The organism is Rhizobium sp. BK316, from assembly GCF_014193695.1.
GTDB lineage: Bacteria > Pseudomonadota > Alphaproteobacteria > Rhizobiales > Rhizobiaceae > Rhizobium.
The window spans coordinates 236,793-263,054 of the sequence record NZ_JACHZR010000001.1 but is presented as its reverse complement, the minus strand read 5'-3'; the positions used below and the strand labels follow the sequence as shown (position 1 = coordinate 263,054).

23 protein-coding genes and 1 pseudogene are annotated in these 26,262 nt (G+C 58.7%); 6 read left to right on the top strand and 18 right to left on the bottom strand.

Going from position 1 to position 26,262, the window contains the following annotated elements; translation table 11 throughout:
* Window positions 1–28: 28 nt before the first annotated feature.
* Together FHT87_RS01110 and FHT87_RS01105 are read right to left on the bottom strand one after the other, a co-directional pair.
* On the bottom strand, window positions 29–2,116 hold the full coding sequence (locus FHT87_RS01110) for an ABC transporter substrate-binding protein (protein ID WP_183733684.1): 2,088 nt from the start codon (window positions 2,114–2,116) through the stop codon (window positions 29–31).
* Between the two features lie 125 nt (window positions 2,117–2,241).
* Entirely contained in the window at window positions 2,242–3,708 is a 1,467-nt protein-coding gene (locus FHT87_RS01105) for an alpha-glucosidase/alpha-galactosidase (protein WP_183798802.1), read from the bottom strand.
* Between the two features lie 214 nt (window positions 3,709–3,922).
* Here FHT87_RS01105 and FHT87_RS01100 point away from each other — a divergent pair, with 214 nt between their 5' ends.
* Entirely contained in the window at window positions 3,923–4,798 is an 876-nt protein-coding gene (locus FHT87_RS01100; protein WP_183733690.1) for an AraC family transcriptional regulator, read from the top strand.
* A gap of 48 nt (window positions 4,799–4,846) precedes the next feature.
* Here the strand turns inward: FHT87_RS01100 and FHT87_RS01095 are convergent, their stop codons facing one another.
* From FHT87_RS01095 to FHT87_RS01050, 11 genes and pseudogenes are all read right to left on the bottom strand, one after another.
* Window positions 4,847–5,179 carry a hypothetical protein gene (locus tag FHT87_RS01095; protein WP_183798799.1) on the bottom strand — a complete coding sequence of 111 codons (333 nt, stop codon included), beginning with the start codon at window positions 5,177–5,179 and terminating at the stop codon, window positions 4,847–4,849.
* Between the two features lie 28 nt (window positions 5,180–5,207).
* Window positions 5,208–5,792 (bottom strand): hypothetical protein, encoded by a 585-nt coding sequence (locus FHT87_RS31070; RefSeq protein ID WP_246699546.1) that lies wholly within the window; start codon window positions 5,790–5,792, stop codon window positions 5,208–5,210.
* 8 nt (window positions 5,793–5,800) lie between these two features.
* Window positions 5,801–7,132: a hypothetical protein gene (locus FHT87_RS01090; RefSeq protein WP_183798796.1), complete on the bottom strand. Its 1,332-nt coding sequence runs from the start codon at window positions 7,130–7,132 to the stop codon at window positions 5,801–5,803.
* A 116-nt stretch (window positions 7,133–7,248) separates the two neighbouring features.
* On the bottom strand, window positions 7,249–9,123 hold the full coding sequence (locus tag FHT87_RS01085; protein ID WP_183798793.1) for an adenylate/guanylate cyclase domain-containing protein: 1,875 nt from the start codon (window positions 9,121–9,123) through the stop codon (window positions 7,249–7,251).
* Between the two features lie 171 nt (window positions 9,124–9,294).
* Window positions 9,295–9,642: a hypothetical protein gene (locus tag FHT87_RS01080; protein WP_183733703.1), complete on the bottom strand. Its 348-nt coding sequence runs from the start codon at window positions 9,640–9,642 to the stop codon at window positions 9,295–9,297.
* Window positions 9,643–9,901: 259 nt separating this feature from the next.
* Window positions 9,902–10,390 carry an MEKHLA domain-containing protein gene (locus tag FHT87_RS01075; RefSeq protein WP_183798791.1) on the bottom strand — a complete coding sequence of 163 codons (489 nt, stop codon included), beginning with the start codon at window positions 10,388–10,390 and terminating at the stop codon, window positions 9,902–9,904.
* A gap of 100 nt (window positions 10,391–10,490) precedes the next feature.
* Window positions 10,491–11,291, bottom strand: a complete 801-nt coding sequence (locus FHT87_RS01070) for a GNAT family N-acetyltransferase (RefSeq protein ID WP_183798788.1) — start codon at window positions 11,289–11,291, stop codon at window positions 10,491–10,493.
* A gap of 345 nt (window positions 11,292–11,636) precedes the next feature.
* Window positions 11,637–11,772: pseudogene (locus FHT87_RS01065) on the bottom strand (cytochrome C oxidase subunit IV); the annotation flags it as partial.
* Between the two features lie 164 nt (window positions 11,773–11,936).
* A complete protein-coding gene (kdgD, locus tag FHT87_RS01060) occupies window positions 11,937–12,860 on the bottom strand; it encodes a 5-dehydro-4-deoxyglucarate dehydratase (protein WP_183798785.1) in 924 nt (307 codons plus the stop codon).
* A gap of 44 nt (window positions 12,861–12,904) precedes the next feature.
* Window positions 12,905–13,885 carry a mannonate dehydratase gene (locus tag FHT87_RS01055; RefSeq protein WP_183798782.1) on the bottom strand — a complete coding sequence of 327 codons (981 nt, stop codon included), beginning with the start codon at window positions 13,883–13,885 and terminating at the stop codon, window positions 12,905–12,907.
* A 66-nt stretch (window positions 13,886–13,951) separates the two neighbouring features.
* Window positions 13,952–14,662, bottom strand: coding sequence for a FadR/GntR family transcriptional regulator (locus FHT87_RS01050; RefSeq protein ID WP_183798779.1), 711 nt, complete (start codon window positions 14,660–14,662; stop codon window positions 13,952–13,954).
* 122 nt (window positions 14,663–14,784) lie between these two features.
* Here FHT87_RS01050 and FHT87_RS01045 point away from each other — a divergent pair, with 122 nt between their 5' ends.
* The 5 genes from FHT87_RS01045 to FHT87_RS01025 are packed head-to-tail and all read left to right on the top strand — an operon-like array spanning window position 14,785 to window position 19,889.
* Window positions 14,785–16,380, top strand: a complete 1,596-nt coding sequence (locus FHT87_RS01045) for an ABC transporter substrate-binding protein (RefSeq protein ID WP_183798776.1) — start codon at window positions 14,785–14,787, stop codon at window positions 16,378–16,380.
* Window positions 16,381–16,395: 15 nt separating this feature from the next.
* A complete protein-coding gene (locus FHT87_RS01040; RefSeq protein WP_183798773.1) occupies window positions 16,396–17,424 on the top strand; it encodes an ABC transporter permease in 1,029 nt (342 codons plus the stop codon).
* Window positions 17,421–18,323, top strand: coding sequence for an ABC transporter permease (locus FHT87_RS01035; RefSeq protein WP_183798770.1), 903 nt, complete (start codon window positions 17,421–17,423; stop codon window positions 18,321–18,323). The genes FHT87_RS01040 and FHT87_RS01035 overlap by 4 nt, the downstream gene beginning before the upstream one ends.
* Window positions 18,310–19,152, top strand: a complete 843-nt coding sequence (locus FHT87_RS01030; protein WP_183733730.1) for an ABC transporter ATP-binding protein — start codon at window positions 18,310–18,312, stop codon at window positions 19,150–19,152. Before FHT87_RS01035 ends, FHT87_RS01030 begins: the two co-directional genes overlap by 14 nt.
* Window positions 19,152–19,889, top strand: coding sequence for an ABC transporter ATP-binding protein (locus FHT87_RS01025; protein WP_183798767.1), 738 nt, complete (start codon window positions 19,152–19,154; stop codon window positions 19,887–19,889). Before FHT87_RS01030 ends, FHT87_RS01025 begins: the two co-directional genes overlap by 1 nt.
* A gap of 89 nt (window positions 19,890–19,978) precedes the next feature.
* On the opposite strand, the gene FHT87_RS01020 is transcribed toward FHT87_RS01025, so the two are convergent.
* The 5 genes from FHT87_RS01020 to hmgA form a co-directional block, all read right to left on the bottom strand.
* Window positions 19,979–22,096: a carboxy terminal-processing peptidase gene (locus FHT87_RS01020; RefSeq protein ID WP_183800967.1), complete on the bottom strand. Its 2,118-nt coding sequence runs from the start codon at window positions 22,094–22,096 to the stop codon at window positions 19,979–19,981.
* Window positions 22,097–22,310: 214 nt separating this feature from the next.
* Window positions 22,311–23,057 (bottom strand): phosphoglycerate mutase family protein, encoded by a 747-nt coding sequence (locus FHT87_RS01015; RefSeq protein ID WP_183798764.1) that lies wholly within the window; start codon window positions 23,055–23,057, stop codon window positions 22,311–22,313.
* A 116-nt stretch (window positions 23,058–23,173) separates the two neighbouring features.
* Window positions 23,174–23,806 carry a maleylacetoacetate isomerase gene (maiA, locus tag FHT87_RS01010; RefSeq protein WP_183798761.1) on the bottom strand — a complete coding sequence of 211 codons (633 nt, stop codon included), beginning with the start codon at window positions 23,804–23,806 and terminating at the stop codon, window positions 23,174–23,176.
* On the bottom strand, window positions 23,803–24,828 hold the full coding sequence (locus FHT87_RS01005; RefSeq protein WP_183798758.1) for a fumarylacetoacetate hydrolase family protein: 1,026 nt from the start codon (window positions 24,826–24,828) through the stop codon (window positions 23,803–23,805). Before FHT87_RS01005 ends, maiA begins: the two co-directional genes overlap by 4 nt.
* Before the next feature lie 49 nt (window positions 24,829–24,877).
* Window positions 24,878–26,239, bottom strand: coding sequence for a homogentisate 1,2-dioxygenase (gene hmgA / locus FHT87_RS01000; protein WP_183798755.1), 1,362 nt, complete (start codon window positions 26,237–26,239; stop codon window positions 24,878–24,880).
* Window positions 26,240–26,262: the final 23 nt, after the last annotated feature.

Below are 26,262 nucleotides of genomic sequence, written 5' to 3'. Positions count from 1 at the left end.
GAAGTTCTTGTCGTTCGGGAGGGAGCTCTTAGTTTATCGGACCCTTGTCCCCGGGCTTACCGGGAAGCTGTTGAGGGAAGAGTTCGTACTTGCCCTGCTTGTCGGCAGCCACCCACACACGCTCGCGGATGACGGAATCCTCGGCCCAGTTGAACATCATGATCGGCGTACCCTCGGGAATGTTCGAGAAACGCTTGTTGATGATCAGCGCGCCCGGATATTCGGTCAGGCCGACGGTATCGACATGTTCTGTCGCCATCTTCTGGTACTGCTTCATGAGTGCCACGCGTTCGTCATTGTCCTGACTTGTGCGGAACTTGTTGACGATGTCGGCAAGCTCCTTTTCGTAAGGCAGGAGGTCGAGCTGATTATCCTTGCCGGCGCGGTGGTGCCAGCTGGTGCGCGGGCCGACAGCGGCAAGCTGTTCGGTGTTCTGCACCACGGAGGCGAGCTCGGTTGTGTTGCGCTGGATCAGCCAGTCGAACTGGCCGGCATAATGCGCATTGTCCCGCTTTGGGCCATCAAGAGCATTGATGATGATCTTGATGCCGAGCTTTTCCATCTGCCCGACGACACCTTCGGCAAGGCTCTTGTCGGTGGTGTAGTCATTGTTGACGAGAAGCACGATCTCGACGTTCTTGCCATCAGCTGTTCCGGCCGGGAAGTTCACGAAGCCATCGCCGTCGGTATCCTTCAAGCCGACCTTGGCGAGCAGCGCCTTGGCACCCTTTAGATCGAAGGGATAGTAGACGGTCGAGTTGCGATCATAGAAGCTCGTGCCGGAGGAGAGGCCGCCTGCATAGATTGCCGTGAACGGTCCCTTGACGAGGGAGTCGCCGATCGCCTTGCGGTCGACCGCCATGGTTATGGCCTTGCGGAAGTCCTCATTGCGGTCGAGTTCGCGGATCGCCTGGCTACGGGCATCAGGATCACCCCAGCCATTGGCCGAGAGATTCATGCGCAGGTTGTAGCCGATGAGGCGCGGGCCGAAGGCGAGACGCGCTGGAGCGGTCTTTTCGGCGGCACGCTTCAGCGAGGCCACGAAGTTTTCCGGCTGTTCGAGGTTCGAGAAGTCGGCAGAACCGGCAACGGCCTGCACATCACGATCGGCCCAGGTCGAGAGCTTGTAGTGCAACTCGTTGAGATAAGGCAGCTGATTGCCCTTCTCGTCGACCTTCCAGTAGTAGGGGTTGCGGCGCATGACGATGATATCGTCCGGCCGGTATTCGACCGGTACCCAGGCGCCCATGACCGGCATGTTCATGAATTCCGGCGGGAAGGCGTTCTTGAACTGATCGTAGGTGTTCTTCGAATATTTCGGATGCTGGGGTTTAAGAATATGCGACGGACCCGGGCAGAAGTTCGGGTAAGCCATCGTATAGAGATACTGCTTCGGGAAGGCTTCCTTGAAGGTCCATTCGACCGTGTAGTCATCGATCTTCGTGAGTGTCGTTCCCTCGCCGAAGGCTTCCGGCGATGCGCCGCCACCGAGCGGAGAAACGTTCGGGTCGATGACTTCGTCTTCCCAATAGAACATGAGGTCATCGGCATTGAAGGGTGCGCCGTCGGACCACTTGGCACCTTCGATCAGGTGCATGGTCAGCTTGTGGCCGTCCTGCGACCACTCCCAGCTCTTAGCAAGGTTCGGCAACGGCTCAGTATCTTTGGCTTCCACCTGGAAGAGCGGTGCCGTGCGTGTCAGGCATTCGGAGAGGCCGATGTCTATGCCGCCCCAGCCCTGTGTCTGGCCGGCGCCATAGTTCCAGCCTTCCGGCCGGCCACCGATGACATGGCGCATCACGTCGCCATAGCCGCCGATACCGTCAGGCATGTTCTCGGTCTTGAAGACCATCGGTTCCTTGGGCAGGCGATCCTTGACCGCCGGCAGCTTGCCGCTGTCGACGAAGTTCTTCGTCACCCAGTCCGGCTCGTGATATTCGGGTAGCGCCTTGAACTCCAGGATGGAGTCGCGCGACACATATTTGATCTTGCCTTCCGCCGGGAACGCCGGCGGTGCCGGCGGTACCGTCGGCTCGGACGCATAGGCATTCAGGGCCGCGACTGAAACGCCAAGCGCCAGTCCTGCCAGGATGCCGATCTTACGGAAATTCGTCATCGTCTCTCCCTCTTGTTCCGGAGCGCTTGTACGCGTCTCCGCTTCTCCTCAAACGACGATGAAGGAAGCTTGTGCGCGGGCGACCTTCCTCCCGAAGAGCCGCCGCAGCCTCCCTCACCCTGACTTTAGACGGCCTGCTTCAGCGCCGCCTTTTCAACACGAAGCTCCTCGATGGAGCGGACATGGCGGCGCGCGGCCCCTTCCCACTCTCGCGTCTTCACCTTGGAATTTGCCAACCGCTCCTTGGCAGCCGGAACGGCATCAGCATATTGTGGCAGCCAGCGTGCCTGGGCGACCACCATTTCATCGACCATCTGCCAGACCTCTTCCGGCGTCGAGACGGCACCGACCAGCGGATCGTGCAGCACCGCGAGCTTCAGGAGATCGATATCGCCGGAAATTGCCGCATGCACCGACATGCGCTGGACATTGATCGACGAGATGCAGGTCGCAGCACAGGCTTCCGGAATGGTGACGCCGGAGACCATATTGATGCCGAAGCGATCGACGAAGCCGGGCGACTCGATGATCGCGTCGGATGGCAGGTTGGTGATGACACCGGTATTCTTGACATTGAAGTGACCGCGATAGACTCGACCGGTTTCCAGCGCCTCGAGAATATGGCTTGCATGTTCGTTGGAGCGCTTGGCCGGATCGATCGGCTTTTCGGCCGAAGCAAGGAATTGCGGGAATTCCGTTTCGAACCAGTTGCGGGTCTCGGTCGAGTGGCGCAGATAACCGCCGGTTTCGCCATGGATCCAGTCGGACATGTCGATCCAGCGGGTGATTTCGTCCGGCCGCTTGCGGTACCAGGGCAGATATTCGGAGAGATGACCGTTGCTTTCGGTCGAATAGACGCCGAAACGCTTCAGCACGTCGATGCGCAGCTTTTCCTGCTGCGAATAGACGGGATGCGCCCCGAAAGCGGCGACCAGTTCGTCCTTGCCGATCTTGCGGCCGTTGAGCCGCAGATCGACGAACCAGGTCTGATGGTTGATACCCGAGCAGATATAGTCGAGTTCGCTCTGAGACTTCGCGCCGAGCACTTCGGCGATCTGTTCGGCGCCATGTTGGACGCCGTGGCAGAGACCGACCGTATCGACCTTGCCGTACTCGATGGCCGCCCAGGTATTCATCGCCATCGGGTTGGCGTAGTTCAGGAACTTCGCGTCCGGTGCTGCGACCTCGCGGATGTCCTTGCAGAAATCGAGGATGACGGGAATATTGCGCTGGCCATAGAGGATGCCGCCGGCGCAGATCGTATCGCCGACGCACTGGTCGATGCCGTATTTCAGTGGAATGCGGATATCGTCGGCATAGGCTTCGAGCCCCCCGACGCGAACGCAGCTGATGACATAACGGGCTCCTTCCAGCGCCTTGCGGCGATCCGTTGTCGCCGTCACCTTCGTCGGCAGCTTGTTTGCTTCGACGATCTTGTCAAGAATTGCCTTGATCATCTGAAGGTTATGTTCGCTGAGGTCTGTCAGCGCGAATTCAATGTCCTTGAATTCCGGCACGCAGAGAATATCCGTGAACAGCTTCTTGGTGAAGCCGACGCTGCCTGCCCCGATAATAGCGATTTTGAAACTCATATCCTTCACCTCGATCCGATCAAGTGCTAGGGAGAAAGACAGCAAGGGAGGACTGGACGGCACGCTAGCGCATACCGTCTAAAAATACCAGAAAATGGTGTTTATATTCCTCCCGGCCATTCTTTCGACCGCGATCTATTCCTCTTGTGAGACGGGATTATGCGCATATTCGCAGGAGCGGCCAGAGAAGGATTATGCTTTCGAGGGTAATTTTGTGCTGCAGGATTTGATCGCCAACGGCCAGTCGATGAGAACCGTTTCGCTGCCGCGCGGACGCCAGCGCCTGCATGCGATGCCAACAAGCGCCGGTTACGAGGTGCGTGAAAACGAGACCTATGACTGGGACGGCAGAAAGCGTGGCCAGACGCCTTTCACGGTGCTGCAGCACACGATCAGCGGCACCGGCCACCTGCGATATCAGAACCGCAACTACAAGCTCCAAAGTGGCGATACGATGATGGTGCTCGTGCCGCACAATCATCGCTACTGGCTCGAAAAGGGCGAACGCTGGGAATATTTCTGGATCTCGATGAACGGCGAGGAGACGCTGCGCATCCACCAGATGGTGCTGGCCCTGGCAGGCCCGGTCTTGAAGCTGCAGCAATCGACCATCGATCATCTGGCCGATTGCAGCCTGCGCCTCGTCAAGGGTGCGAACACCCCCGGCTCAGCCTCGGCGATTGCCTATGAAGCCGCCATGGCACTTTACGACGATATTTTCGGTGCGCCCGCCTTCATGGCCGAGCAGAGCGCGATGCAGCTCGTGATCGACCATATCAACGCCAATCTGGAAAAATCGCTCCCGGTCAGCGAGCTTGCAGCGATCGTCGGACTGAGCCGCGCCCATTTCTCCCGCAGCTTTGCCGAAAGCGAGGGCGTGCCGCCGGCCGAATATGTCCTGCAGCAGCGGCTGCAACGCGCCGCGAAGCTCTTGACCAAGGCCGACTTCCTGCCGGTCAAGGAAGTCTCGATCATGTGCGGCTTCGAAGACGCCAATTACTTCGCCAAGGTTTTCCGGCGCGTCTACGGCATCACGCCGACTGAATTTCGCACGACCGGCATGTATGCGAGTATCGGCCGCAGCCGGTAGGAAATAAGTTCTGGCGAATTCGCGGGTCACTAACTTTCGTCAAGAAAATTAAACGACCTTAAATCCTTCGATGGAACTTTGAAATTTACCGTTAAGTTCAACAACAACCCATAGTTTTGTATTCATCGGAGCACCAAGCAGCGGCCTAGCAACTACCATCAAAAAATCATCCGTTATTGTTGTCTGATCAACGATATCTACATTGATTTCTGAAATTTTATTATTTCCGTTTTTATCAGTCGATATATATACATCTATCTTTTTCTTGCTAAAGCCGTGACCTACGATTTTAAAGCTCTTATTGGCGAAAAGCGGAGCCTCCACAGGGTCCGGGTCCAAAATAAGAATTTCAACGTCAACTGCAGCTTTACCGTCGGACATGTTGGCCTCCCCAGTCTGGTCCTATGGATCAATCACTATCACCTGATCTGCGAGGTATGAATCCGCCTGATCTCGACATCACGCCCCCGGAACGTGAGAAGGCGCCGCCCGAACGAGACATTCCGCCGCTTGCTCTGGGATCAGCCGAGACCTCAGCCGAGAGTAAAATTTGCTCAAAGGTTCCTGTTTCGGCATCGAGTCTCATCGAGAGGTCGGACTTGTCATAGATCCAGACCCTCATTTCCCTTGCAAGAGCTCCAATTTGGGAACCGAGGCCGGTTCGTGCACTTGAGCCCGGAGAACGAGACAAGGCGTCGTACCTGAGAGAACTCGGAGGAGGGCCATCGGGATCCGCACCGGAGCCGTGGACGACGAAGATTGCTGGACGCCCCAGTTCTACGAAAACTCCTTCGAAAGAGAAGGCATAGATTCGCGCAAGTGTAGCCTCATCCGAACCTAGCTGACGCCGTAGAAACCTGTTCCTTCCCGTCTTGGGTATATCGAGGGACCCGTAGACGCTGCCTCTGATAATCAGATCGCTGAGTTCCCGCCCAAACAAGTATACCGCTGATACTCCGAGTAATGTTTCTTCGTCTGCCACGTCTGCCTCCATCTATCTGGTTATTGACCGATGCCTGATCTGGACAGCAGAACGTGCTCGCGATAGCTCATCTTCGGAAATTCTAGATAATCTATCGGCAGCAAGATCCGCCCGGAGTGGATGTGGCTGCGATGCTCGCCGCCTTTGAGGTGTCTACCGGCGTGCAGTTCGCCGATCGCCCTTTGCCTGAAATTTCTGATCATGATCCTTGCAAATTGGCCGCCGCTTTCGTCTCGATCGATTGCCAACATCGTTTCGGCGACATCGCCATAGTCCAGAAAGTCGGGCGCGAGAGCCCACAGGGTTTCCGCCAGATAGGCGCCAGCGATATCTCGCGCCTCAAGCAGTGCTGCGACAAATCCATCCGCATTGCGATCAAAAGCGCGGTCGAAAGCGTCCTGCACGGATGCTTCGACTGAGGTATCGAATTCGGCAACATCTGCCAGATCTTCAACAGCCCGCGAGATCAGGCCGCGCGCGACCAGTCTCTCATGAAAGATATCGACGAGGATATCGAATATCGCGCCCGTCAGCGGCTGTGAGAGTTCGTGCTCATCCTTCCAGCCATGCGCGAACTCGTCCATCGTCCGTTTGTTGTTTGCCGAACGTATCTGGCGATGCGGCGAGAACTCCGAGAAGCGCGAGAGGCGATTGGCTCGGTACAGATTACCGTGCGTCTCCTCGAGAACGTTGTCGATCACGGACGGAAAATGCATGGCTGCGATCAGCGACACGCAATCCGAGAAAGCCTCCTGGAAACCGAGATACTCCGGATATTCGGCTCTCGGGTCCGGCACGCCCAAGACGCTGAAGATGATCGCGTGCCCTACTTCATGGGCAACGACGTCGAAATCCAGGCTGAAGGGGAGGATGCTCCCATCCTTCTCGAACTGGCTGCCCACTTCGAGGAAACCGTAGCCATATTGGGCGTTGTCCCATTGCGGCAGGATCGAGATTTCCAGACGGTCATAATGATCGCGGAAATGCCAGGTGATCGGCTGACCGAGATAGCGTTCCCACACATCAAGCGTGAAACGCACGCAACCGAAAACATGCGCGGCTTCGAAGCCGGGCATCGAAGGCCGCAGGTAGTCGAAATTGCCCCGCGCGTCAGGCGTGGCCGGCTCGATGATCCTTCCGGTCCAAGGCGGCAGATACATAAAAGGCGTTCCGAGCGGTCCCCGGTTCACACCGTAGGGACCGACCTTCCCGACCGGCTCCACGACAAACATGCGATCGTCGGCCGGGCCAGCGGTCAGGCTGCCCGACGGCGACGACACTTCCACAATCTCAGGTCTTGCCCGAGCATCTTCAAATGGAGGCTGCACAAAAAGTCTGAACCGGGTGCCCATCCGCTTCCCCTCAATAGACTTTCATGAATGCCAGTTTAAGTTGATCTTCGCTGCGCGCAGAAAATTTAGCAAGTAATAAAATAGGGCTAGAAATATCCGCTGCCCCGCCGCAGGTTTTATTCAGATAAGTCGAGCAGGTTCAAATAACGCGGATGGTTGCGGATGGGGTCGAGGTCGGAATCGTTCTTGAACCACAGCCGCATCTCGACACCAACCTGGGGCATCCATACTTCAAGCAGATCTATCGCCCTGTCGATCTCGCCGAGCAGCGAATAGGTGCAGGCGGCATTGTACTGAATGTTGATGTCGGTGGGATCAGTCGCGAGCGCGCGCGCCAACCATTCCAATGCCTTACCCCCTTCACCGAGAAAGGCCAGCGCCGTTGCGCCGAGGCAGGCGGCATTAGCGTTCTCCGGATGAAGCCGAAGCTCCTCCTCTGCCTTCTTCAGAGCGATCCGGGCATGCGTACTGGCCTTATCCATTTGCCCGAGTGAGCGGAAGACGTTCACAAGCATGATCGGCGCGCCGTAGTCGGTCGGCTTGATTTCCATAGCGCGCTGAAAATACGTCGCCGCGAGTTCGAACTGACCGTCGGTGACGCAGAATTCGGCATAGTATCTGTTGGCCTCATGACAATTCGCGTCGAGCGACAAAGCCTGTACGAATGCCGAAATTGCCGCGGCGCGATTGCCGGCCACCGCCAGAGCAAACCCCTTGGCCGCATGGGCTTCTGCCAGATTGGGATCGATCGTCAGCGCTGTTGCGGTATTGGCGAGAATATCCTCCACTGAAATCTCCGCGCCGAACTGAGAGCGCAGGCGCGCATCGCAAACCGCAATACCGGCATAAGCGCGGGCATAGCCCGGATCCAGTTCGATGGCTCTGGCGAAACTCTGCCTGGCCATCAGGTGATTGGAGCGCGAGGCGATGTGATAGTATTCGCGACCCCTGAGGAAATGCGTATAAGCTTCGACATTTCCTGTCGGCGCCTGCTCGATTGCCTTCTTCTCCTCCGGGAGCAGCTTGACCTTCAGTTGCTCGACGATCGCCTTCAGGATCTCGTCCTGCATTTCGAAAATATCGGTGAGTTCGCGGTCGTAGCGCTCGGCCCAGACATGACCGTCGCTGGCCGCTTCGATCAGTTCTGCATTGATCCGCACATGGTTGCCTGCCTTGCGGACGCTGCCTTCCACGATATAGGCAACGCCAAGTTCGGCGGCGATGCGCTGCAGGTTTTCGCTACGGTTTTTCCAGGCAAAGACGGTATGGCGGCTCAGCACGAAGAGGCCTGAGACGTTCGACAGGTCGGTGATGAGATCCTCGGTGATGCCGTCGCTGAAAAACTCCTGCTCCGGATCGTTGCTGATATTGGCGAATGGCAGGATTGCAAGCGACGGCCTGTTGGCGGGCGCCCGTGTGTGGCTGACCGCGGCAAGCGGAGACGCCTCGACGGAAGCGATATTGCCCCAATCGGCAAAATAGACGTGGACCGGACGGGCAATGTTCTTGACTGTCACCGCGCCCTGGTCTGCGAAATCGATGTCGAGCTTGTTTGCGACTTCGTGGCGCACGGCCGCTGAACAGGCTATACCGCCAGGAGCTGCAAGGGCTTGCAGCCGGACCGCCACATTAATGCCGTCCCCATGAAAGTCGTCCTCATCGAAGACGATGTCGCCCAGATTCAAGCCTATTCGGAACGAAAAATGCCTGTCCGGCGGAATTCCGGTATTGCGCTCCAGCATGCCACGCTGGATTTCGACCGCGCAGCGTGCAGCGCTCAGCACGCTGCCGAACTCGACCAGGAAACCATCGCCCATTATCTTGATGATATGCCCGCCATGGGTTGCGACAGCAGGATCGAAGAGCTCCCGGCGATGTTGACGAAGGGCATTGAGCGTGTCTTCTTCGTTCGCCTCGAGGAGACGGCTGTAGCCCACCACGTCGGCAGCCAGAATAGCCGCCAATCGACGTTCAACAAGCTCAGCGCACATGCCCGTCTCCTCAACGCGCTGGTGGCAATACTTCTCAATTCTAGCAGCTAACCAGCGATGTTGCCGGACGATTGTATTACTGACAACTAAAATCTCTCTCTGCCGCCCAAGCGGCAATTAACACCTTCCACATTTGATCGTTTGGCTAGAATTTTACTGTGCCGGCACGTCCTATCCCAACATCTGCATCGACCCCAAGCCCAGAATATCGTTCAGCAACGCGATCCCCATTCCAATCGCCACGATGACGAGGCCAATCAGGAACAGTCGCCGCGAGCGGTCGTATTTTGCGGCGATCAAGGAATCCCGCGCCAAAAGGTCAGCGAATACTTTCACCTGGAGCGCGATGCCGATGGTGAGCAGCACCATCGGCGCAATGTCGATGGTGCTCCAATCGTTGGGGTTCGACACCCAGCGACCGATGAAGCTCAGCGAAAAGCCGAGAATGATCCCCGCAGCCGTTAGAGAGCCGTTACGGAACGTCGCGTCGATCTTCTCCTCTGGATCGGGCTCTGGCATCTCGCTTCTCCGGATGGTGTTTCTACAAAGAAAGGCAGAAGTGACTGAGATGGGCAAGGCTTCTGTGTTCAGAAGCTTATCCGTCACGGCGAGACCGCTGACGATGCGCTCACTGACCGCAACAAGGCACACGAGCCGACAAAACCGACCGTTCGATTGCTCCTCCCCGATCGATGCCGGACCCGCTGGAGTCAGGATCATACGCGGTTGGAACTGTGAGGCGTTCCGGCAGCAATTCGATCGAGAAAGCCCGGCATAACTACCCAGCATCGTCGATGATTTCGGAGGGAGGGACCTCAACCCACTTTGAGAATGTCGCAGCCTGACCGAAATCCTGCCCTTCCGCGTTGCGGAGCTGCCAAACTATTCCGTCTTCCATCCAGAAGCGGCTCCCCGATTTTGTGACCCGCATGCCACGATAGCCCGTCATGAACCCGTTTTGCGTCACCGCATCGAGTAACGCCTGGCGCGCTCCACGCTCGCTGGGGCCAGCCGACAGCCGGGATTGCAGCTTTACGAACTCGCTCCAGCTATACCCGAACCGCCTCTGTGCTGCGCCATTGGCATAGACGAAGACGGGATCCGGCGCGCTATTATGGGCAAGAACCACAAAAGGGGCATCGCCGTAGAGCCACTCCGGCCCCCGATCCTCGGGCACGAGAGCTCTGCCGACAAGGCGCTGGAAGCTGCCTGTGAGGAGTTCAAAGAATTCGGGATCGTTCGGGTTCAGTTCGCCGTTCAACTGCATCTCGTCTCCTTCTCCAATGCGGCCGATGTGCAGGCCTTTGTTCCCATCTAGTCAAGGGATATGGCACCGGTGCGGCAAGTCGCACCGGTGGGAGCCGGCCCTAATTCGGCAGGAGGTAATTCTTGCGGATATAGCAAAGCTTGAAGCCTGCCTTGGTCAGGTTTCCAAACGATATGTTCGGCTGCCCCTCCTGAGGTTGGGCCGTCTCCACAGCGAAGAGAGAAACACCCTGCGCGAGGCCCTCGTTCAACCGAGCATTGATCAGCGCCTTTTGCGCGCCGCGATTCCGGTATTCGGCAAGTGTCGTTCCGCCTCCCAGCCAGGCGCATCCGTCCTCGATGAACATCGCCCCTGTACCGACCGGCGCACCCTCCAACTCCGCAATGAAGCAGGCCCAGCCCTTCTTTCCGACCAGGCATGACCACAGCGGCTCAAGCCCGGTCGGGAAACCAAAGCCGGCGCACATCAGCTTCCCGAAAATCGCGGCGTCATCGATACCGGCCAAGCGCGTGCGCACAGGCCCCTCGATTGCAAGCGGAGCCGATGGGGCAGGTCGCGTAAGTTTTACCCAGGCACCGTTTTCAACCAGTCCCTTATCCAGTAGCCATCCACGCAGCTCATCGGACGCAGACGCTTCGCTGATCTGGACGTGCCGCCTGCCCGTTTTGGTCTTCATCCAGTCGACTGCGACATTAAGTTTATCTATGTTATTCAAAGCAAAAACACGATTGAGCCCAATGGCGGGCGCCGACGGCAGCGAAATGGCGCAGCCATCATCCAACGGCATGCAGTCGAACTCGACACTGCCCTTAAAAGGTTGAGGCGTTATCCTGGCCAGGTCAACGAAAGCCCTGGCTTCGATCATCTCTTCCCTGGCAATTCTATCGCTTGAAATACTCAACTTATTTCCTCTTTTTACTGACGGGCCGCTGAACCGCAAACTCAAGGTCAATGACAAAGCCTGGGCGCGACCTTCAGGCAGAGCCTTTTTTGGTGTTCTTCAAGCGCTTGTCTTCGGAGCGGTCGTACTGGGCGTTCACCAAGACATCCTTGCAAGAAGCGAGGAGTACCGGAACTTTAATCACAGTGGGCTGGCAGCGACGCTGATTGAGAATGCGCCGTCGCTTACTTCAAACTGACTGACGCAGTGACAGCTTCTATTGTTTCGTCGTTCTGTCGTAAGCCCCTGCGCGTTGTGGAACAACAAGATCTCAGCCATACGGAGCTCTCTCCCGACGATCGGTATCTATTGCGTGGCACCCAAGAAGGCAAGCCTGGTGAAGATCGTGTAATCCGCTTCCGATACCGTCAGGGCGACAAAAAATCAGCACCAGCCGTTCCCAAGCCATGTGCATGAAGACGGCGACGATCAGGCCGGTGCGATGATGGAAGCCTCCGTCGCTTCCTTTGTCGGCTATGGAAAGCCGCTCGACGAAACCGATCTCGACGCCCGAGAGCATGAGAGCGGCGGTGACGCCAATCGTCGCGGCAGCGCAACGGTAGCGCTGACTGGGCGCCGGCCGGCCAGCCCAACGCCGCCGCGGTCTTACTCCGCGGCCAGTCTTGTCTGGTCGCTAGCCTCGACAATCGACCGCAGAACGGAAAGCTCCTCGTCCGAAAGGTCCGTAAGAGGTGCCCGCACGGTGCCTGGATCGCGGCCGATAACCTTCAGACCCGCCTTGATGATGGAAACGGCATAGCCCTTCTTCCGGTTGCGCAGTGCGACGAAGGGGAAGAAGAAATCCTTGAGGATCTGGTCGACTGTCTTTTGATCGCCTGCCTTGAGCGCCTTGTAGAAGCGTTGCGAAAGGGCCGGCACGAAGTTGAAGACGGCCGAGGAATAGGTGGTAACACCGGCGGCGAAATAGGCCTGCGCATAGACTTCGTGGGTCGGCATGCCGCCGACATAGACGAGCCGGTCGCCGATCTTGGTGGTAATCTCGATGACACGATCGACATCGCCGACACCGTCCTTGAAGCCGATGAGATTGGGGCAGTCGTCGCAGAGCCGGGCAAGGCTGTCAGCCGACAGGATCGCGTTGTCCCTATTATAAACGATCACGCCGATCCCGACCGATTGGCAGACGGTCTTCACATGGGCGACAAGTCCGGCCTGTTCGGCAAACATCAGATAGGGCGGAAGCAGCAGCAGACCATCGGCCCCGGCCTTTTCCGCAGCGCGCGCGATGTCGATTGCAAGCGACGTGCCATAGCCTGTGCCGGATATGATCGGTGTTTTGCCTGCGGCAGCCTTGGCGGCGCGGATGACGGCGGGGATTTCGGCCGGATTGAGGGAGAAAAATTCGCCCGTGCCGCCGGCGGCAAAGAGTGCGCTGGCATCAAAACCGGCAAGCCAGTTCACATGGTCGCGATATGCGGCTTCGTTGAACTTGTTCTCGCTGTCGAAATGCGTCACCGGGAAGGAGAGGAGGCCGTCGCCCACGGCTTTCTTGATGGCATTGGGATCCATGTTGAATTCCTTGAATAATTGCTGATTGAAGGTGAGCGCGTTGCTCACATATGACCGGCTTCCATCGCCTCGAGCACCGCGGCGATGTAACCGTAGCAGAAGCTGAAGGCGACGCCCGTCGCGTCGCGGCCGCTGATGCGCGGCACATGGTCCGGCATGACCATGTATTTGTAGCCCACCTCCCGATAAACTTTCAGCGACCGCACCATGTCCATATCGCCTTCGTCGGGAAAGGTTTCCATGAAGGAGAGCTTGCCGCCGCTGATGTTGCGGAAGTGCAGGTTGAAGATCTTTCCGCGTGTTCCGAACCAGCGGATGATGTCGTCGATCTCCTCACGCGGATTGTCGAGCATCTCGCCGATCGAGCCCTGGCAGAAATTCAGACCGTGATAGGGGCTCTCGCGCATTTGCACGAATTTCTTCAGCCCATCGACAGTGCCGAGGACCCGGGTGACGCCCCGATAGCCCGGCGGCGTATAGGGATCATGCGGATGGCAGGCGAGGCGCACCCTGTTGCTCTCGGCAACGGGTACCACGCGCTCGAGGAAATAATCGATACGCTCCCAGTTCTCGTCCTCCGACAGGACACCGGCAAGGCCGGGTGCGGCCTGCTGATCGGCCTTGTCCCAGCGAAAGGCTTCGTTCAGCGAGCCGCCGCGGCCTTCTTCAAGCTCCGTGCGCGGAATGCCGATGAGGTTGAGATTGTATTTCGCGGCAGGGATCCCGGCCTTTGCGCAATTCTCGATCATCCGGCAGACGGCATCGATCTGACGGTCACGTTCCGGTCCCGCCAAAAGGATGTCGGGATAGGAGGCATTTTCGATCGGCTTGGAGGGCAAAGGAAGCTGGATCATGTCCAGCACGATACCGAAGCTCTCCACATGATCACGATGACGCTCGAGATCTTCCAGCGTCCAGCTCGACGGCGCGCCCGGCGGATCGGCCGAAATATGCTTCACGCCCAGCTGGGCAAAAACGCGAAAATCATCATCGTCCCGCGCGGCGACCTGGGTTCCCAAATACACTGCCAACCTCCCGATCATTCAAATCATGTCATATGACATAATATGAATCTTTGAAGTTGTCGAGCCTCATTGCTGCTCCGCAAGCATCCGATATCGTCGTTGACTCGCAATCATATGCGCCCGCATGGCCTGCCGCGCCCGATCGGGATCCTGCTCGGCAATGGCCGCCAGGATCTCTCCGTGCTCCGCATGGACCTTTTCAAGATAGGCGCGATCATTGGCTTCCGGCAGGGTTGGGAATTGTCCGCGCGGGATTGCGCGTGGCCCGAAATGGCGCAAGGCGTCGATATAGAACCGGTTGTTCGAGGCACTGGCGATAGCGGTATGGAATTCGTAGTCAGCATCAACAGTGGGCTCGCCGCTCTCGATAAGCTGGGCCATTTTCCGGTGGGCAAGCCTGATTGCCGCCTCCTGTTCGGCCGTTCTGCGATAGGCCGCAATGGCCGCCGCCTCCCCTTCCACAGCCATGCGGAACTCCAGCAATTCCAAGGTTTCCGGTATGCTTTTGACCTCGACGGACGTCAGAATCAGTCCGCCATGCGCCTTGGGATCGGAGACGAAGACGCCCTTGCCTTGAACAGGCCGCACGAAGCCAGCGGCACGCAGGTCGGCGATCGCTTCGCGCACGACCGTGCGGCTGACGCCGAAAGCCGCCTCAAGCTGAGGTTCGGTCGGGAGCTGGTCTCCCTCGCGAAACTTTCCCGTTTCGATCTGCATGCGCAGCTGGTCGATGACCTGCTGCGCCAAGCGCTGTCTGCCGCGCGTGCCCGCTACCATTCCATGGCTCCCCATTTTATCCGCCCTCGCCCGCATGGCGCTTGCAAAGCGCGTCGAAAAATCATAATACGACATACGGACGACATATTATGTCTAGTATAGTAACTCAGGGAGGAGTTGCAATGAAGCATTTTTCCAGAAGCCTGTTCGTCGGTGTCGCATTCTGCGCGCTGACCCTGGCAGCGCCGGCACTTCTGGCGGCCACGCCCGCCGATCAACTGGTGATCGGCACCTCGCTCGCGCAAGTCCTTTCACTCGACCCGCAACAGGCGACGGAAGCCAAGGCCAACGAGATCATGTCGAACCTTTACGATCGGCTCGTCGCATCGACGCCCGACGGCAAGATCGTGCCGCAGCTTGCCGAGAGTTGGCAGGTCGATGACAAGGGGATCACGTTCAAGCTACGGGATGCGACCTTCGCATCCGGAAATCCAGTAACCTCCAAGGACGTCGCCTATTCGCTCGGCCGTTTGCTGAAGCTCGATCAGGCCGCGGCCGCCAACCTGAAGCGCGTCGGCTACACGAAAGACAATGTCGATCAGCTGGTCAAAGCCGTCGACGACAAGACCGTACGCATCGATCTCTCCGGTGAGGTGACTTCGGAGCTTCTGCTTTATCGTCTGGCCATGGTCGTTGCGAGCGTCGTCGACAGCGTCGAAGTCCAGAAACATGTCGCCAATGACGACTATGGCAACGCTTGGCTGCGCACCCACTCGGCCGGCTCCGGACCCTTCACGCTGAACCGCTGGACGCCCAACGAACTCGTCATTCTCGACGCCAACAAGGACTATGTCGCCGGCGCTCCGAAGATGCGCCGTGTCATTGTCCGTCATGTTCCCGAAAGCCAGGTCGAGCGCCTGATGCTGGAACGCGGCGACATCGACATAGCGAGCGCGCTGACCGCGTCGGATCTCGCCACCTTCGACAATAAGAAGGGCTTCGAGATCCAGCGTGTGCCCACCGGCGGTTTCTACGTGCTGTCGATGAATGCCGGCAACAAATACCTGTCGAACCCGAAAGTACGCGAAGCCATTGCCTACGGTATCGACTACAAGGGGATCGAAAAGACGATCATGGGTCCCTACGGGCGGGCGCGTGCTGTGCCGGTCCCGGAAAACTTCGAATACGCGATCCCAAGCCCCGACTGGCACCTCGATGTCGCCAAGGCGAAGGAACTTCTCGCCGAGGCCGGTTTCAAGGATGGTTTCACCGTCAATCTGAAGACTATCGCGCAGACGCCCCGCATCGATCTTGCCACAGCGATCCAGGCTTCGCTTGCTCAGATCGGCATCAAGGTCGACATCCAACAGGGCAACGGATCGGACATCATCGCGGCCCACCGTGCGAGAAATTTCGACCTCCTCATTCCCCAGACGGGCTCCTACATGCCGAACGTGCTTGGGGCGATGGAGCAGTTCGCCTCCAACCCCGATAATTCTCTCGAGGCAAACAACGCCGGCAACTTCGTCTGGCGCTCGGCCTGGGACATTCCCGAACTCACGGCTCTGACGGCGAAGGCATCGCTCGAACCCGATCCGAAGAAACGCGGCGAACTCTACATCGAGATGCAGAAGATGTTCGTGGATCAGAAGCCCGCGGTCTTGCCGATGTTCGAACGGTTCGAGCCCATCGTGCTGAGCAGCAAGGTTCAGAACTATGTCGGCCATCCGAACCAGACGACGCGCCTTGAGGCTGTCACGAAAGCCGAGACCGATTAAGCAAGGTCGCCGATCATGAAGGAACTCTCCGTCAAGGAACTGGCGCGCCGGGTGGGACACCTGGCCGTCAGCCTGTTCATCCTGCTGTGCGTCACCTTCGTGATCGGCCGCGTTCTTCCCGCCGATCCGGTCGGAGCGATCGTCGGCGAGCTTGCGGACCCCACAGCCTACGCCGCCATGCGCCAGAAGCTTGGTCTGGACCTGCCGATGTACCAGCAGTTCCTGATCTACTTGAATGGCCTGGCGCATGGCGATTTCGGAACGGCGGTGCTGACAGGCAATCCCGTCTCGTCGGATCTTGCCCAGGCATTTCCCGCAACCTTCGAACTCGCCACCCTGGCGATCCTGATCTCAACCTTCGTCGGCGTTCCGCTCGGGCTGATGGCGGCGCTTTTTAGAGATACATTTATCGACAAGATCGCCCGTATCGTGGCGCTTGTCGGTCATTCAATTCCGGTTTTCTGGTTCGGGATCGTCGGCCTGGTGATCTTCTATGCCGGACTGAACTGGGTCGGCGGTCCCGGGCGTGTCGATGTGTTCTACGAGGGTATGGTTACGCCACAGACGGGGCTGCTGCTTATCGACAGCCTGCTGCAGGGAGAGACGGAGATCTTCTGGAATGCGCTTGGGCACATCATCCTGCCGGCCGTCATCCTCGCCTATGCCGCCATGGCCTATATCACCCGCATGACCCGCAGCTTCACCCTTGAGCAATTGAGCCAGGACTACGTGATCGCCGCGCGCGCCAAGGGTGTCGGTCCGGCCCGAACCGTCATCAGTCATGTCCTGCCGAACATTGCCGTCCAGTTGATCACCATCCTGGCGATTTCCTATGGCGGGTTGCTGGAAGGCGCGGTCGTGACCGAGATCGTCTTTTCCTGGCCGGGAATCGGCCAGTACATGACGAACGCGCTGATGATCGGCGACATGAACGCCGTCGTTGCCGCTACCATCATCATCGGCTTCATCTTCATGTTCCTCAATTTCCTGGCGGACATCGCCTATGCGATATTCGATCCGCGGACGCGGGAGGCTGCGCAATGAGCGATGCAATCCAAACCGATCTCACGGTACGTCCACCGAGCCTTCCTGCCCGGATTGCCGCCTCCACGATGCGGATCGTCTCCAGGCTGGGACAGGAACCGCTCGGCATGGTGGGGTTTATAATCCTGGCGATCCTTTGCATCGTCGCGATCCTCGCACCCTTGCTGGCGCCCTACGATCCCAACATTCAGGTCCTGACGGACGCACTGCAACCGCCGAGTGCTGCCCATTGGGCGGGCACCGACGAGTTCGGTCGCGACATCCTGAGCCGGCTTATCCACGGAACGCGGATCACCGTCCAGACGGTGCTTTCGATCTCGCTGATCGTGGGTCCGATCGGTCTTTTGATCGGTGTCGTCGCAGGCTTCTTCGGCGGTCGCACCGATGCGCTCTTGATGCGGGCGACAGATATCGTCCTGTCCTTCCCCTCACTGATCCTGGCGCTGGCATTTGCCGCCGCGCTCGGCGCAGGGCTGACGACGGCGATCATCGCCATTTCGCTCACGGCATGGCCGCCCATCGCGCGCCTGGCGCGCGCCGAGGCACTGGTCGTCAGGAATGCCGATTATGTTGCCGCAGCCCGTCTCTATGGCGCCTCGCCATTGCGCATCCTGTTCGTCTACATCGCCCCCATGTGCATTCCCTCGGTGATCGTACGCCTGACCTTGAACATGGCCGGCATCATTCTGACGGCAGCCTCGCTCGGCTTCCTTGGATTGGGCGCGCAACCGCCGGCGCCTGAATGGGGCGCGATGATATCGAGCGGCCGCAAATTCATGCTCGACTATTGGTGGGTTGCTGTCATGCCGGGTCTCGCCATTCTCATCACCAGCCTTGCCTTCAACGTCGCAGGCGACGCGCTTCGCGACATTCTCGACCCCCGTCATGCCAGATCCTGATATGAAGCCAGTCCTGTCCATCGAAGACCTCAATGTCAGCTTCGGCAAAAATGCCGTGCCTGCCGTTTCCCATGTCAGCTTCGACGTCGGGCGCGAGCGTGTCGGCATCGTCGGCGAGTCCGGCTCGGGAAAATCGACGACCGGCCGCGCGATCATGCGCCTCCTGTCGGCAGGCGCCACCGTTTCGGCAAAGCGCCTCGACCTCGACGGCAGCCCGCTCCTGTCGCTGTCAGAGCGGCAGATGGGAAAGATCCGCGGCAAGGATATTGCATTGATCATGCAGGACCCGCGCTATTCGCTCAATCCGGTGCTCACCGTCGGCAAGCAGATCGCCGAAGCGGCTCGCTTGCATCTCAACCTGCGTGGTGCAGCGGCGACCGCAGCGGCCAAAGCCATGCTCGAGCGCGTCCGCATCCGGGACGCCGAGCGTGTGATGGCGCAGTATCCGCATCAGATATCCGGCGGCATGGGTCAGCGCGTCATGATCGCGATGATGCTGCTTGCCAAGCCGAAGCTGGTCATCGCCGACGAGCCGACCTCGGCGCTTGATGTCAGCGTGCGCAAGGACGTGCTGACGCTCCTGGACGAACTCGTCCGCGAAAACGATTCCGGATTGCTGCTGATCAGCCACGATATCCGCATGGTCTCCGCCTTCTGCGAGCGGATCATCGTCATGTATTCCGGCCGCATCGTCGAGACGCTGACGCGGCTGGAAGATGCCAGCCATCCCTATACGAAGGGGTTGATCGCCGCGATGCCGGATCCCAGGCATCCGGTCCGGCGGCTTGCTGTCCTCGACCGCTCGAAAATCGACCTGGAGAAAGCGTGATGATCGAAGTGCGCGACCTCAACGTCACATTCTCCTCCGGCAAACAGCAAAACCATGTCGTCAAAGACATCAGCTTCAGCGTCGCGCGCGGGGAGACGCTCGGGATCGTCGGGGAATCCGGCTGCGGCAAGTCCACTGTCCTGCGATGCCTGTCAGGCATGGAAAAAGGCTGGTCAGGCGAAATCGCGCTCGCCGGCCGGACGGTCGGCAAGTCGAGAAGCCTCGATGAGCTCAAATGCGCCCAGATGGTGTTCCAGGATCCCTACGGCTCGCTGCATCCGCGACACCGGATCGGCACGGCACTTGCCGAGCCCTTGCGGGCAATGGGCAGACAAGACATCTGGCAAACCGTGGAACGCTCCCTTCGCCAGGTCGGCCTGCCGAGTGCATTTGCGAACCGTTTTCCCCATGAACTTTCCGGCGGCCAGCGCCAACGCGTTGCCATTGCACGCGCGCTGATCCTCTCCCCGCCGGTCCTGCTTCTCGACGAGCCGACCTCGGCGCTCGATGTGTCGATCCAGGCAGAAATCCTGAACCTCCTGGCAGACCAGCGCGACGAGCGGGGGCTGACCTACGTGCTCGTCAGTCACGATCTCGCCGTGATCGCCCATATGTGCGATCGCGTATTGATCATGAAGGACGGCCGCTTCATCGATGAACTTTCGAAAAGCGACCTCGAAACCGGCACGACCCACCAGGCGTATTCCCGCGAGCTGTTCGACGCCAGCTTCATGTAGGCAGGTCGTCGTGTGAAACCTCTGCAATCATGCCGCTGAAAAAGATGTGATCGCAAAGCGGCGCATACTGTTGCGCCGACCATGTATGACTATTTTCCGCCTGTGTTTGCCGATGGCTTTGTGGCTGCCTTTAGCACGCCTGCCTGCAAATCCGCCTCGTCGGCAAGAATGGCGGCGGCCTCGTTCAGCAAGACGTCCTTTGCATTCTTGCGGGCATTTTCAATGGCAATATCAGCACTCAGGCTGCGCTCGTCTGACTGCAGGCCATCATCTCCACCAGGATCTTCGCCAACGCTTCCCTGCGCTCGGGACTTGAGCCGATTTTCGCGAGCAGTCGCTTCTTTGCGACGTTCGGCTTCATTGAGGGAGATGATCCCTTTCTCGCGCTGCGCCTTCAGGTCGGCAATGTCTTTCAGCAGGCGCTGAAAATCCGGATCGCTTTCAACCCGCGCATCATGGCGGCTTTGCAATGTCGGCAGCAGCGTCGTGACAGCGTCGGAGGGGGTGTAGTTCGCCGGCTTGATCTGTGCCCACGGGAGAGCATTGTCGTAACTGGTCTCGCCGAAGCTTGTCGGATCGGAAAGTCCCGGCAAGCTGATATCAGGTGTCACGCCGCGCAGCTGCGTTGTACCGCCGTTGACCCGGAAAAACTGGGCGATAGTCACTTTCAGCTCCCCGAATTCGGGTTTGCTGTTGCGGACCATCCGGTCGAGATTGAGGACGGTTTGAACGGTACCCTTCCCGAAACTGGGTTCGCCGACGATGACGCCTCGACCGTAATCCTGGATTGCCGCGGCAAAAATCTCCGAAGCCGACGCCGACCCGCGATTGATCAGGACACCCATCGGGCCTGTCCAGACAGGTGCTGCAAAATCAGCATTTCTGACCGCGACCTTACTGTCGCTGCCGCGTTGCTGAACAACCGGACCATTGCCGATGAAGAGACCGGTCAAATCAATCGCCTCGTCCAATGAACCACCGCCATTGTTGCGCACGTCAATGAGAACGCCTTCGACCTTTTCCTGCTTCAGTTCGCCGAGAAGCTTGGCCACATCGCGGCTTGCGCTCCTATAGTCATTGTCTCTTCTGCTCTTGGCTTCAAAATCCTCATAGAAGACCGGCAGAGTAATCACCCCGATTTTACGCGTGGCTTCGCCCACGTTCACGGACAGCACGGCCTTGCTGGCAGCCTGCTTTTCGAGGCTGATCTTGTCACGCACAAGGCTGACAACGCGATGCTGGCCATCTGCTCCGGCATCCGCCGGCAGGATGTCCAGGCGCACGACGGAGCCTTTTTTCCCTCGTATCATCTGCACGACTTCATCAAGGCGCGTGCCCACCACTTCTTTGATCGCCCCATCCTTGCCTTGACCAACACCGGTAATGCGGTCTCCGACTGCGAGCTTGCCGGACAACTGAGCCGGCCCGCCAGGCACGAGCTCACGGATCGTCGTGTAGTCGTCGCGGTCCTGCAGTACCGCACCGATGCCAAACAGCGAGAGCTTCATCGAGATATTGAAGTCGGCCGAAGCGGCCGCACCGAAATAGTCCGTGTGCGGGTCGATCGACGTTGCATAGGCGTCCATGAACGACTGGAAAACGTCGTCGCTTTTAAACTTGTAAACGCCTTCGAGAGTGTTTGCGTAGCGCTTGTCGAGCGTTTCGCGAATAGCCGCGTCGGTCTTGCCACCCAGTTTCAACCGCAACCAGTCGCTTTTGACACGCTTGCGCCAAAGCTCATTGCTCTCGGCCTCCGACTGTGGCCAAGGCTCCTTATCGCGCAACACTGAATAATCTTCCTGCGCACCGAAATCGAAGCCCTGCTTAAGCAGGTTGCGTGCGTAGCTCATACGGTCGACAACGCGCTGTTCATATGCGCTGAAGATCGCAAATGGGATCTTCAAGTCCTTCCGTTCGATGGCATCATCGATCTCGCTGCGGTCAGACATGAACCTGTCGATATCCGCTTGCAGGAAGAGCACGCGGTCCGGATCAAGTGATTTGATGAAGCGATCCATGATCCTGGCCGACAAGGCGTCATCGAGTGTAACGGGCTTGTAGCTGAAACGCGTGAGAACTTGTGCACTCAACTGAGCAGCTTGCGCCTGTTGCTTGAGCGGCGCCAAAGCAGGCGGTGACGCCACTTCAGCATAGGCGGTCTGTACGATTGCAAGAAATGCACCAAGAAAAACGTAGTGTATGCGCATCCAGCGTTGATCCAATTCTTCATGCCTGTTGTCGATGTGTGATTTAGGTGGGCAATTGTGGTTTTTTGGCAGGCAGGTGGCAAACGGCATGGTTTGCAAAGCCGCGAAAAGTATGCGGCGCGACCCCAGTGTTCCGCTTTCAGGCCGTTCTAGCCATGAGTCGCCACCATCGCAACAGACAGCCACCCAGCTTCTATACTCGCGCAGCGAGGGACTAGTCGCGGGTCTTCGGCGCGATCGTCAGTTCCGAACCATGGGCGCCACGCATTTCTGTCGCCTCGGCTGGGTCGCGGTCGCCAGCCTTGTGCAGAAGCATCGACCGATAGCCTTGCGCATGCGAGCCCTCGATTAGCGTCACATCGGCGTTGCCCGGATTGTCGGAGCGCTCGAACCATTCGACGCTGTGATGCAGGAAATTCATCTCGAAAGCACGGTTGGTGACGCCGTGACCGACGATGATCACGGTGTCGTTACCGCCGCCGATGTCATGCATCACGGTCTGTAGAAACAGCCGCACCCGCTGGGCAACGTCCGCCCGGCTCTCGCCGTCCGGTGGGCGGGCATAGAATTTGCCGCTGTTGTTGCGAAGCCTGGCCCATTTCTCGAATTCTTCCGGAAATTTGCGCCGCTGCTCGGCCCGGTCGTAGATCTCGGTGAAGAGGCCGAAATCCTGCTCCCGCAGCAGATAATCCTCATGAACATCGCCGATGGCGTCCGCAGGCGAGGCCTCGATGATTGCGTCCTTGGTCTGGCGCGTCCGCAGATATGGCGAATGCCAGATGGTCGCCTTCGGCGCGGCGCGAGGCAGCGCTGCCAGATGGGAAGCGATGCTGCGCCCCGCGGCCAGCGCCTGCTGGTAGCCCCATTCCGTCAGCGGAACATTGTGGTCGCCGAACAGCCGGTAGGCGCTCTCGCTGATGTTGCCGAGAGATTCGCCGTGTCGAACCAGAAAGATGCGCATGTCTGACCGTGTATGCTGAGGGTAAGGGCATCATGAAGGGCGCGAGAGCGGTGTGCAATGGCAGAGCGGGCTGGATCCACATCGGCAGCTCGGTTCTCGTCACGGTTCAGGCTTCGTTACGGTCTCACACGGTCGGGATGCGCCGCCTGGAAGGCCGGCAGGTTGGCGCATTTGGCGTCGATATCGACGATACGCTTGAAATCGGTCATATCAACGCCCCAGCGGCGGGCATTGTAAACTTGCGGAACAAGACAGAGATCCGCCATCGTCGGCGTATCCCCAAGGCTGAACTCTCCGTCGAATTTGCCGATCATGGCTTCCAGCTTGCAAAGTCCGTCCGTGATGAAATGTTTCATCCATTCTTCCCGGGCGTCGGCCTTGTCAGTCATGGTCATGAGATGCGCCACGACGTGCATGTTGCATATCGGATGGATGTCCATGGCGACGGCATATGCGAGGGCGCGCACGTTCTGGCGGTCGGCAATATCCGATGGCAGCAATCCGCATTCCGGCCGAAGCTCGGCCAGATATTCAATGATTGCCAGCGACTGCGTCAGTATTCTTCCGTCGATCACCAACGTCGGCACGAGCCCCTGCGGGTTGAGCGCAAAATATTCCGGCATCTTGTGCGCTCCTTGCAGCAAGTTGATCGACACTATCTTATAGTCGATAGCCAGGAGATTGAGCGCGATACGGACGCGATAACTCGCGGACGATCTCCAGTAGTCGTAGAGAACGACCTCGTTCATCGCAGCCCGGTTCCCCTGTATTCTTCGACCGTCTGCTCGATCGCCCCAAAGATCGAGTGGCCGGCATGATCCTTCATCTCGATGCGAACCTGGTCTCCGAACCGCATGAACGGCGTCTTCGGCGATCCGGTCTCGATGGCCTCGATCATCCGCAGTTCGGCAATGCAAGAGTAGCCGGCTCCTCCGTCTTCCACCGGCTTACCCAGGCCGCCGTCCAGCTTGTTGGAAACCGTTCCCGAGCCGACGATCGTCCCAGCCACGAGATTGCGCGTTTTGGCGGCATGGGCGATCAGCTGGCCAAAATCAAACGTCATGTCGATGCCGGCATTCGCCTTGCCGAATACCCTGCCGTTCAAGCTCACGAGCAGTGGAAGATGCAGCTTGCCGCCGTCCCACGCCTTTCCGAGTTCGTCCGGCGTCACCGCGACCGGGGAAAATGCCGATGCCGGCTTGGACTGGAAGAAACCGAATCCCTTTGCCAGTTCATCCGGTATGAGACCACGCAGCGACACGTCGTTGACGAGCATTACCAGCCGGATGGCGTCGCGCGCAGCTTCCGGACTGGAACCCATAGCAACATCGCCGGTGATGACGGCAACCTCGCCCTCCAGGTCGATCCCGTAAGCCTCGTCAGCCACCAGGATCGGGTCGCGCGGCGCGAGGAAGCCGTCCGAACCACCTTGATACATTAGCGGATCGGACCAGAAGCTCGCCGGCATCTCCGCGCCCCGCGCCCTGCGCACCAGTTCGACATGGTTGACGTAGGCCGAACCGTCGGCCCATTGGTAGGCCCGCGGCAAGGGCGATGCGGCGTCATGTTCGTGAAACCTGATCGTCGGCTGAGCTCCGGTCTCAATGCCTTCGGCAATCAGTTCGAGTCTCGGAGCCACGTGTTCCCAGTCATCGAGTACTGCCTGCAGGGTCCGGGCAATGTGACCGACTTCACAACAACGGGTAAGATCACGGGAAACGATGACGAGGCGGCCGTCTCTCGTGGAGTCTCTTAACGTCGCAAGCTTCATATTCCGTTCCCACGCCAGAGGATGCTTGGCCGATCATCACTTGATGCCATCATTTGATACCCGGGGTTCCGTCGAACTTGCGTTCCAGGCCGTCCCAGCACTCCAGGTAATCGTCCTGCAGCGTTTCAAGCTCGGCTGCGTATTTCGTCAATTGCTGCGGGTACCGGGTCTCGAACATGAAGGCCATGGTGTGATCCAGCTTCACCGGTTTGAGCTCGGCATTGGATGCCTTTTCGAAGGCGAGCGCGTCCGGCCCGTGGGGAAGCATCATATTGTGCAGGCTCATGCCGCCCGGCACGAAGCCCTCCTCCTTGGCGTCGTACTGGCCGTGGATCAAGCCCATGAACTCGCTCATGATGTTGCGATGGTACCACGGCGGACGGAAAGTATGTTCGGCGACCAGCCAGCGCGGCGGAAAGATCACGAAATCGACATTCGCCGTGCCTGCATCTTCGGTTGGGGCGGTCAGCACCGAAAAGATCGACGGATCGGGATGATCGAAGCGGATCGCACCGACCGGCGCAAATGTCCGCAAGTCGTATTTAAAGGGGGCGTAGTTGCCGTGCCAGGCCACCACGTCGAGGGGCGAGTGGCCGATATCGGTAACGTAGAACTTTCCGCACCACTTCACATGGACGCGGCAAGGCTTTTCCTTGTCCTCGAAAGCGGCGACAGGCGTCTTGAAGTCGCGCGGATTTGCCAGGCAGTTCGCACCGATGGGTCCGCGATCCGGCAGCGTGAATTTTGCGCCGTAGTTCTCGCAGATATATCCGCGCCAGACCGGCTGCTCGCCGCTGCGCAGCACCTTGAACATCATGCCGCGAGGTATGAGGCATATTTCCAGGGGTTCGACATCCATGATGCCCATTTCGGTGAACACCCTGATGGCGCCGAGTTGCGGCACGATCAGCAGTTCACCATCGGCGTTGAAGAAATAATCATTGACCATATCCTCATTGAAGACGTAGGCATGTGCCGACATGCCCACCTGGGTCGTGACATCGCCTGCCGTCGTCATTGTCCGCACGCTCTGGAGAAACGTCAGCTTCTCGGTGGGGGCGGGAATGGGATCCCAGCGAAGCTGGCCCAGGGGAAGCGAATGCTCGTCCAGGCAAGGCGCAGTCTTCCAGAGCGGATAGGACGCGTTCGAAAAGCGGCTCGTGTGACGCACGCTCGGGCGAATGCGATAAAGCCAGGACCTTTCGTTCGTCCCGCGCGGCGCAGTGAACGGCGAGCCGGAAAGCTGCTCGGCATAGAGACCGTAGTTGCATTTCTGGGGGCTGTTTTGGCCTTGGGGTAAGGCGCCGGGAAGCGACTCCGTTTCGAAGTCGTTGCCGAACCCCGGCATATATTTCAGCTTGTTTGCCGTCGCGGCTTCACCGTCTGACGTCTGGATCGATGTCTGGTCCATGCTCAACTCCTCCCCCGAAAACT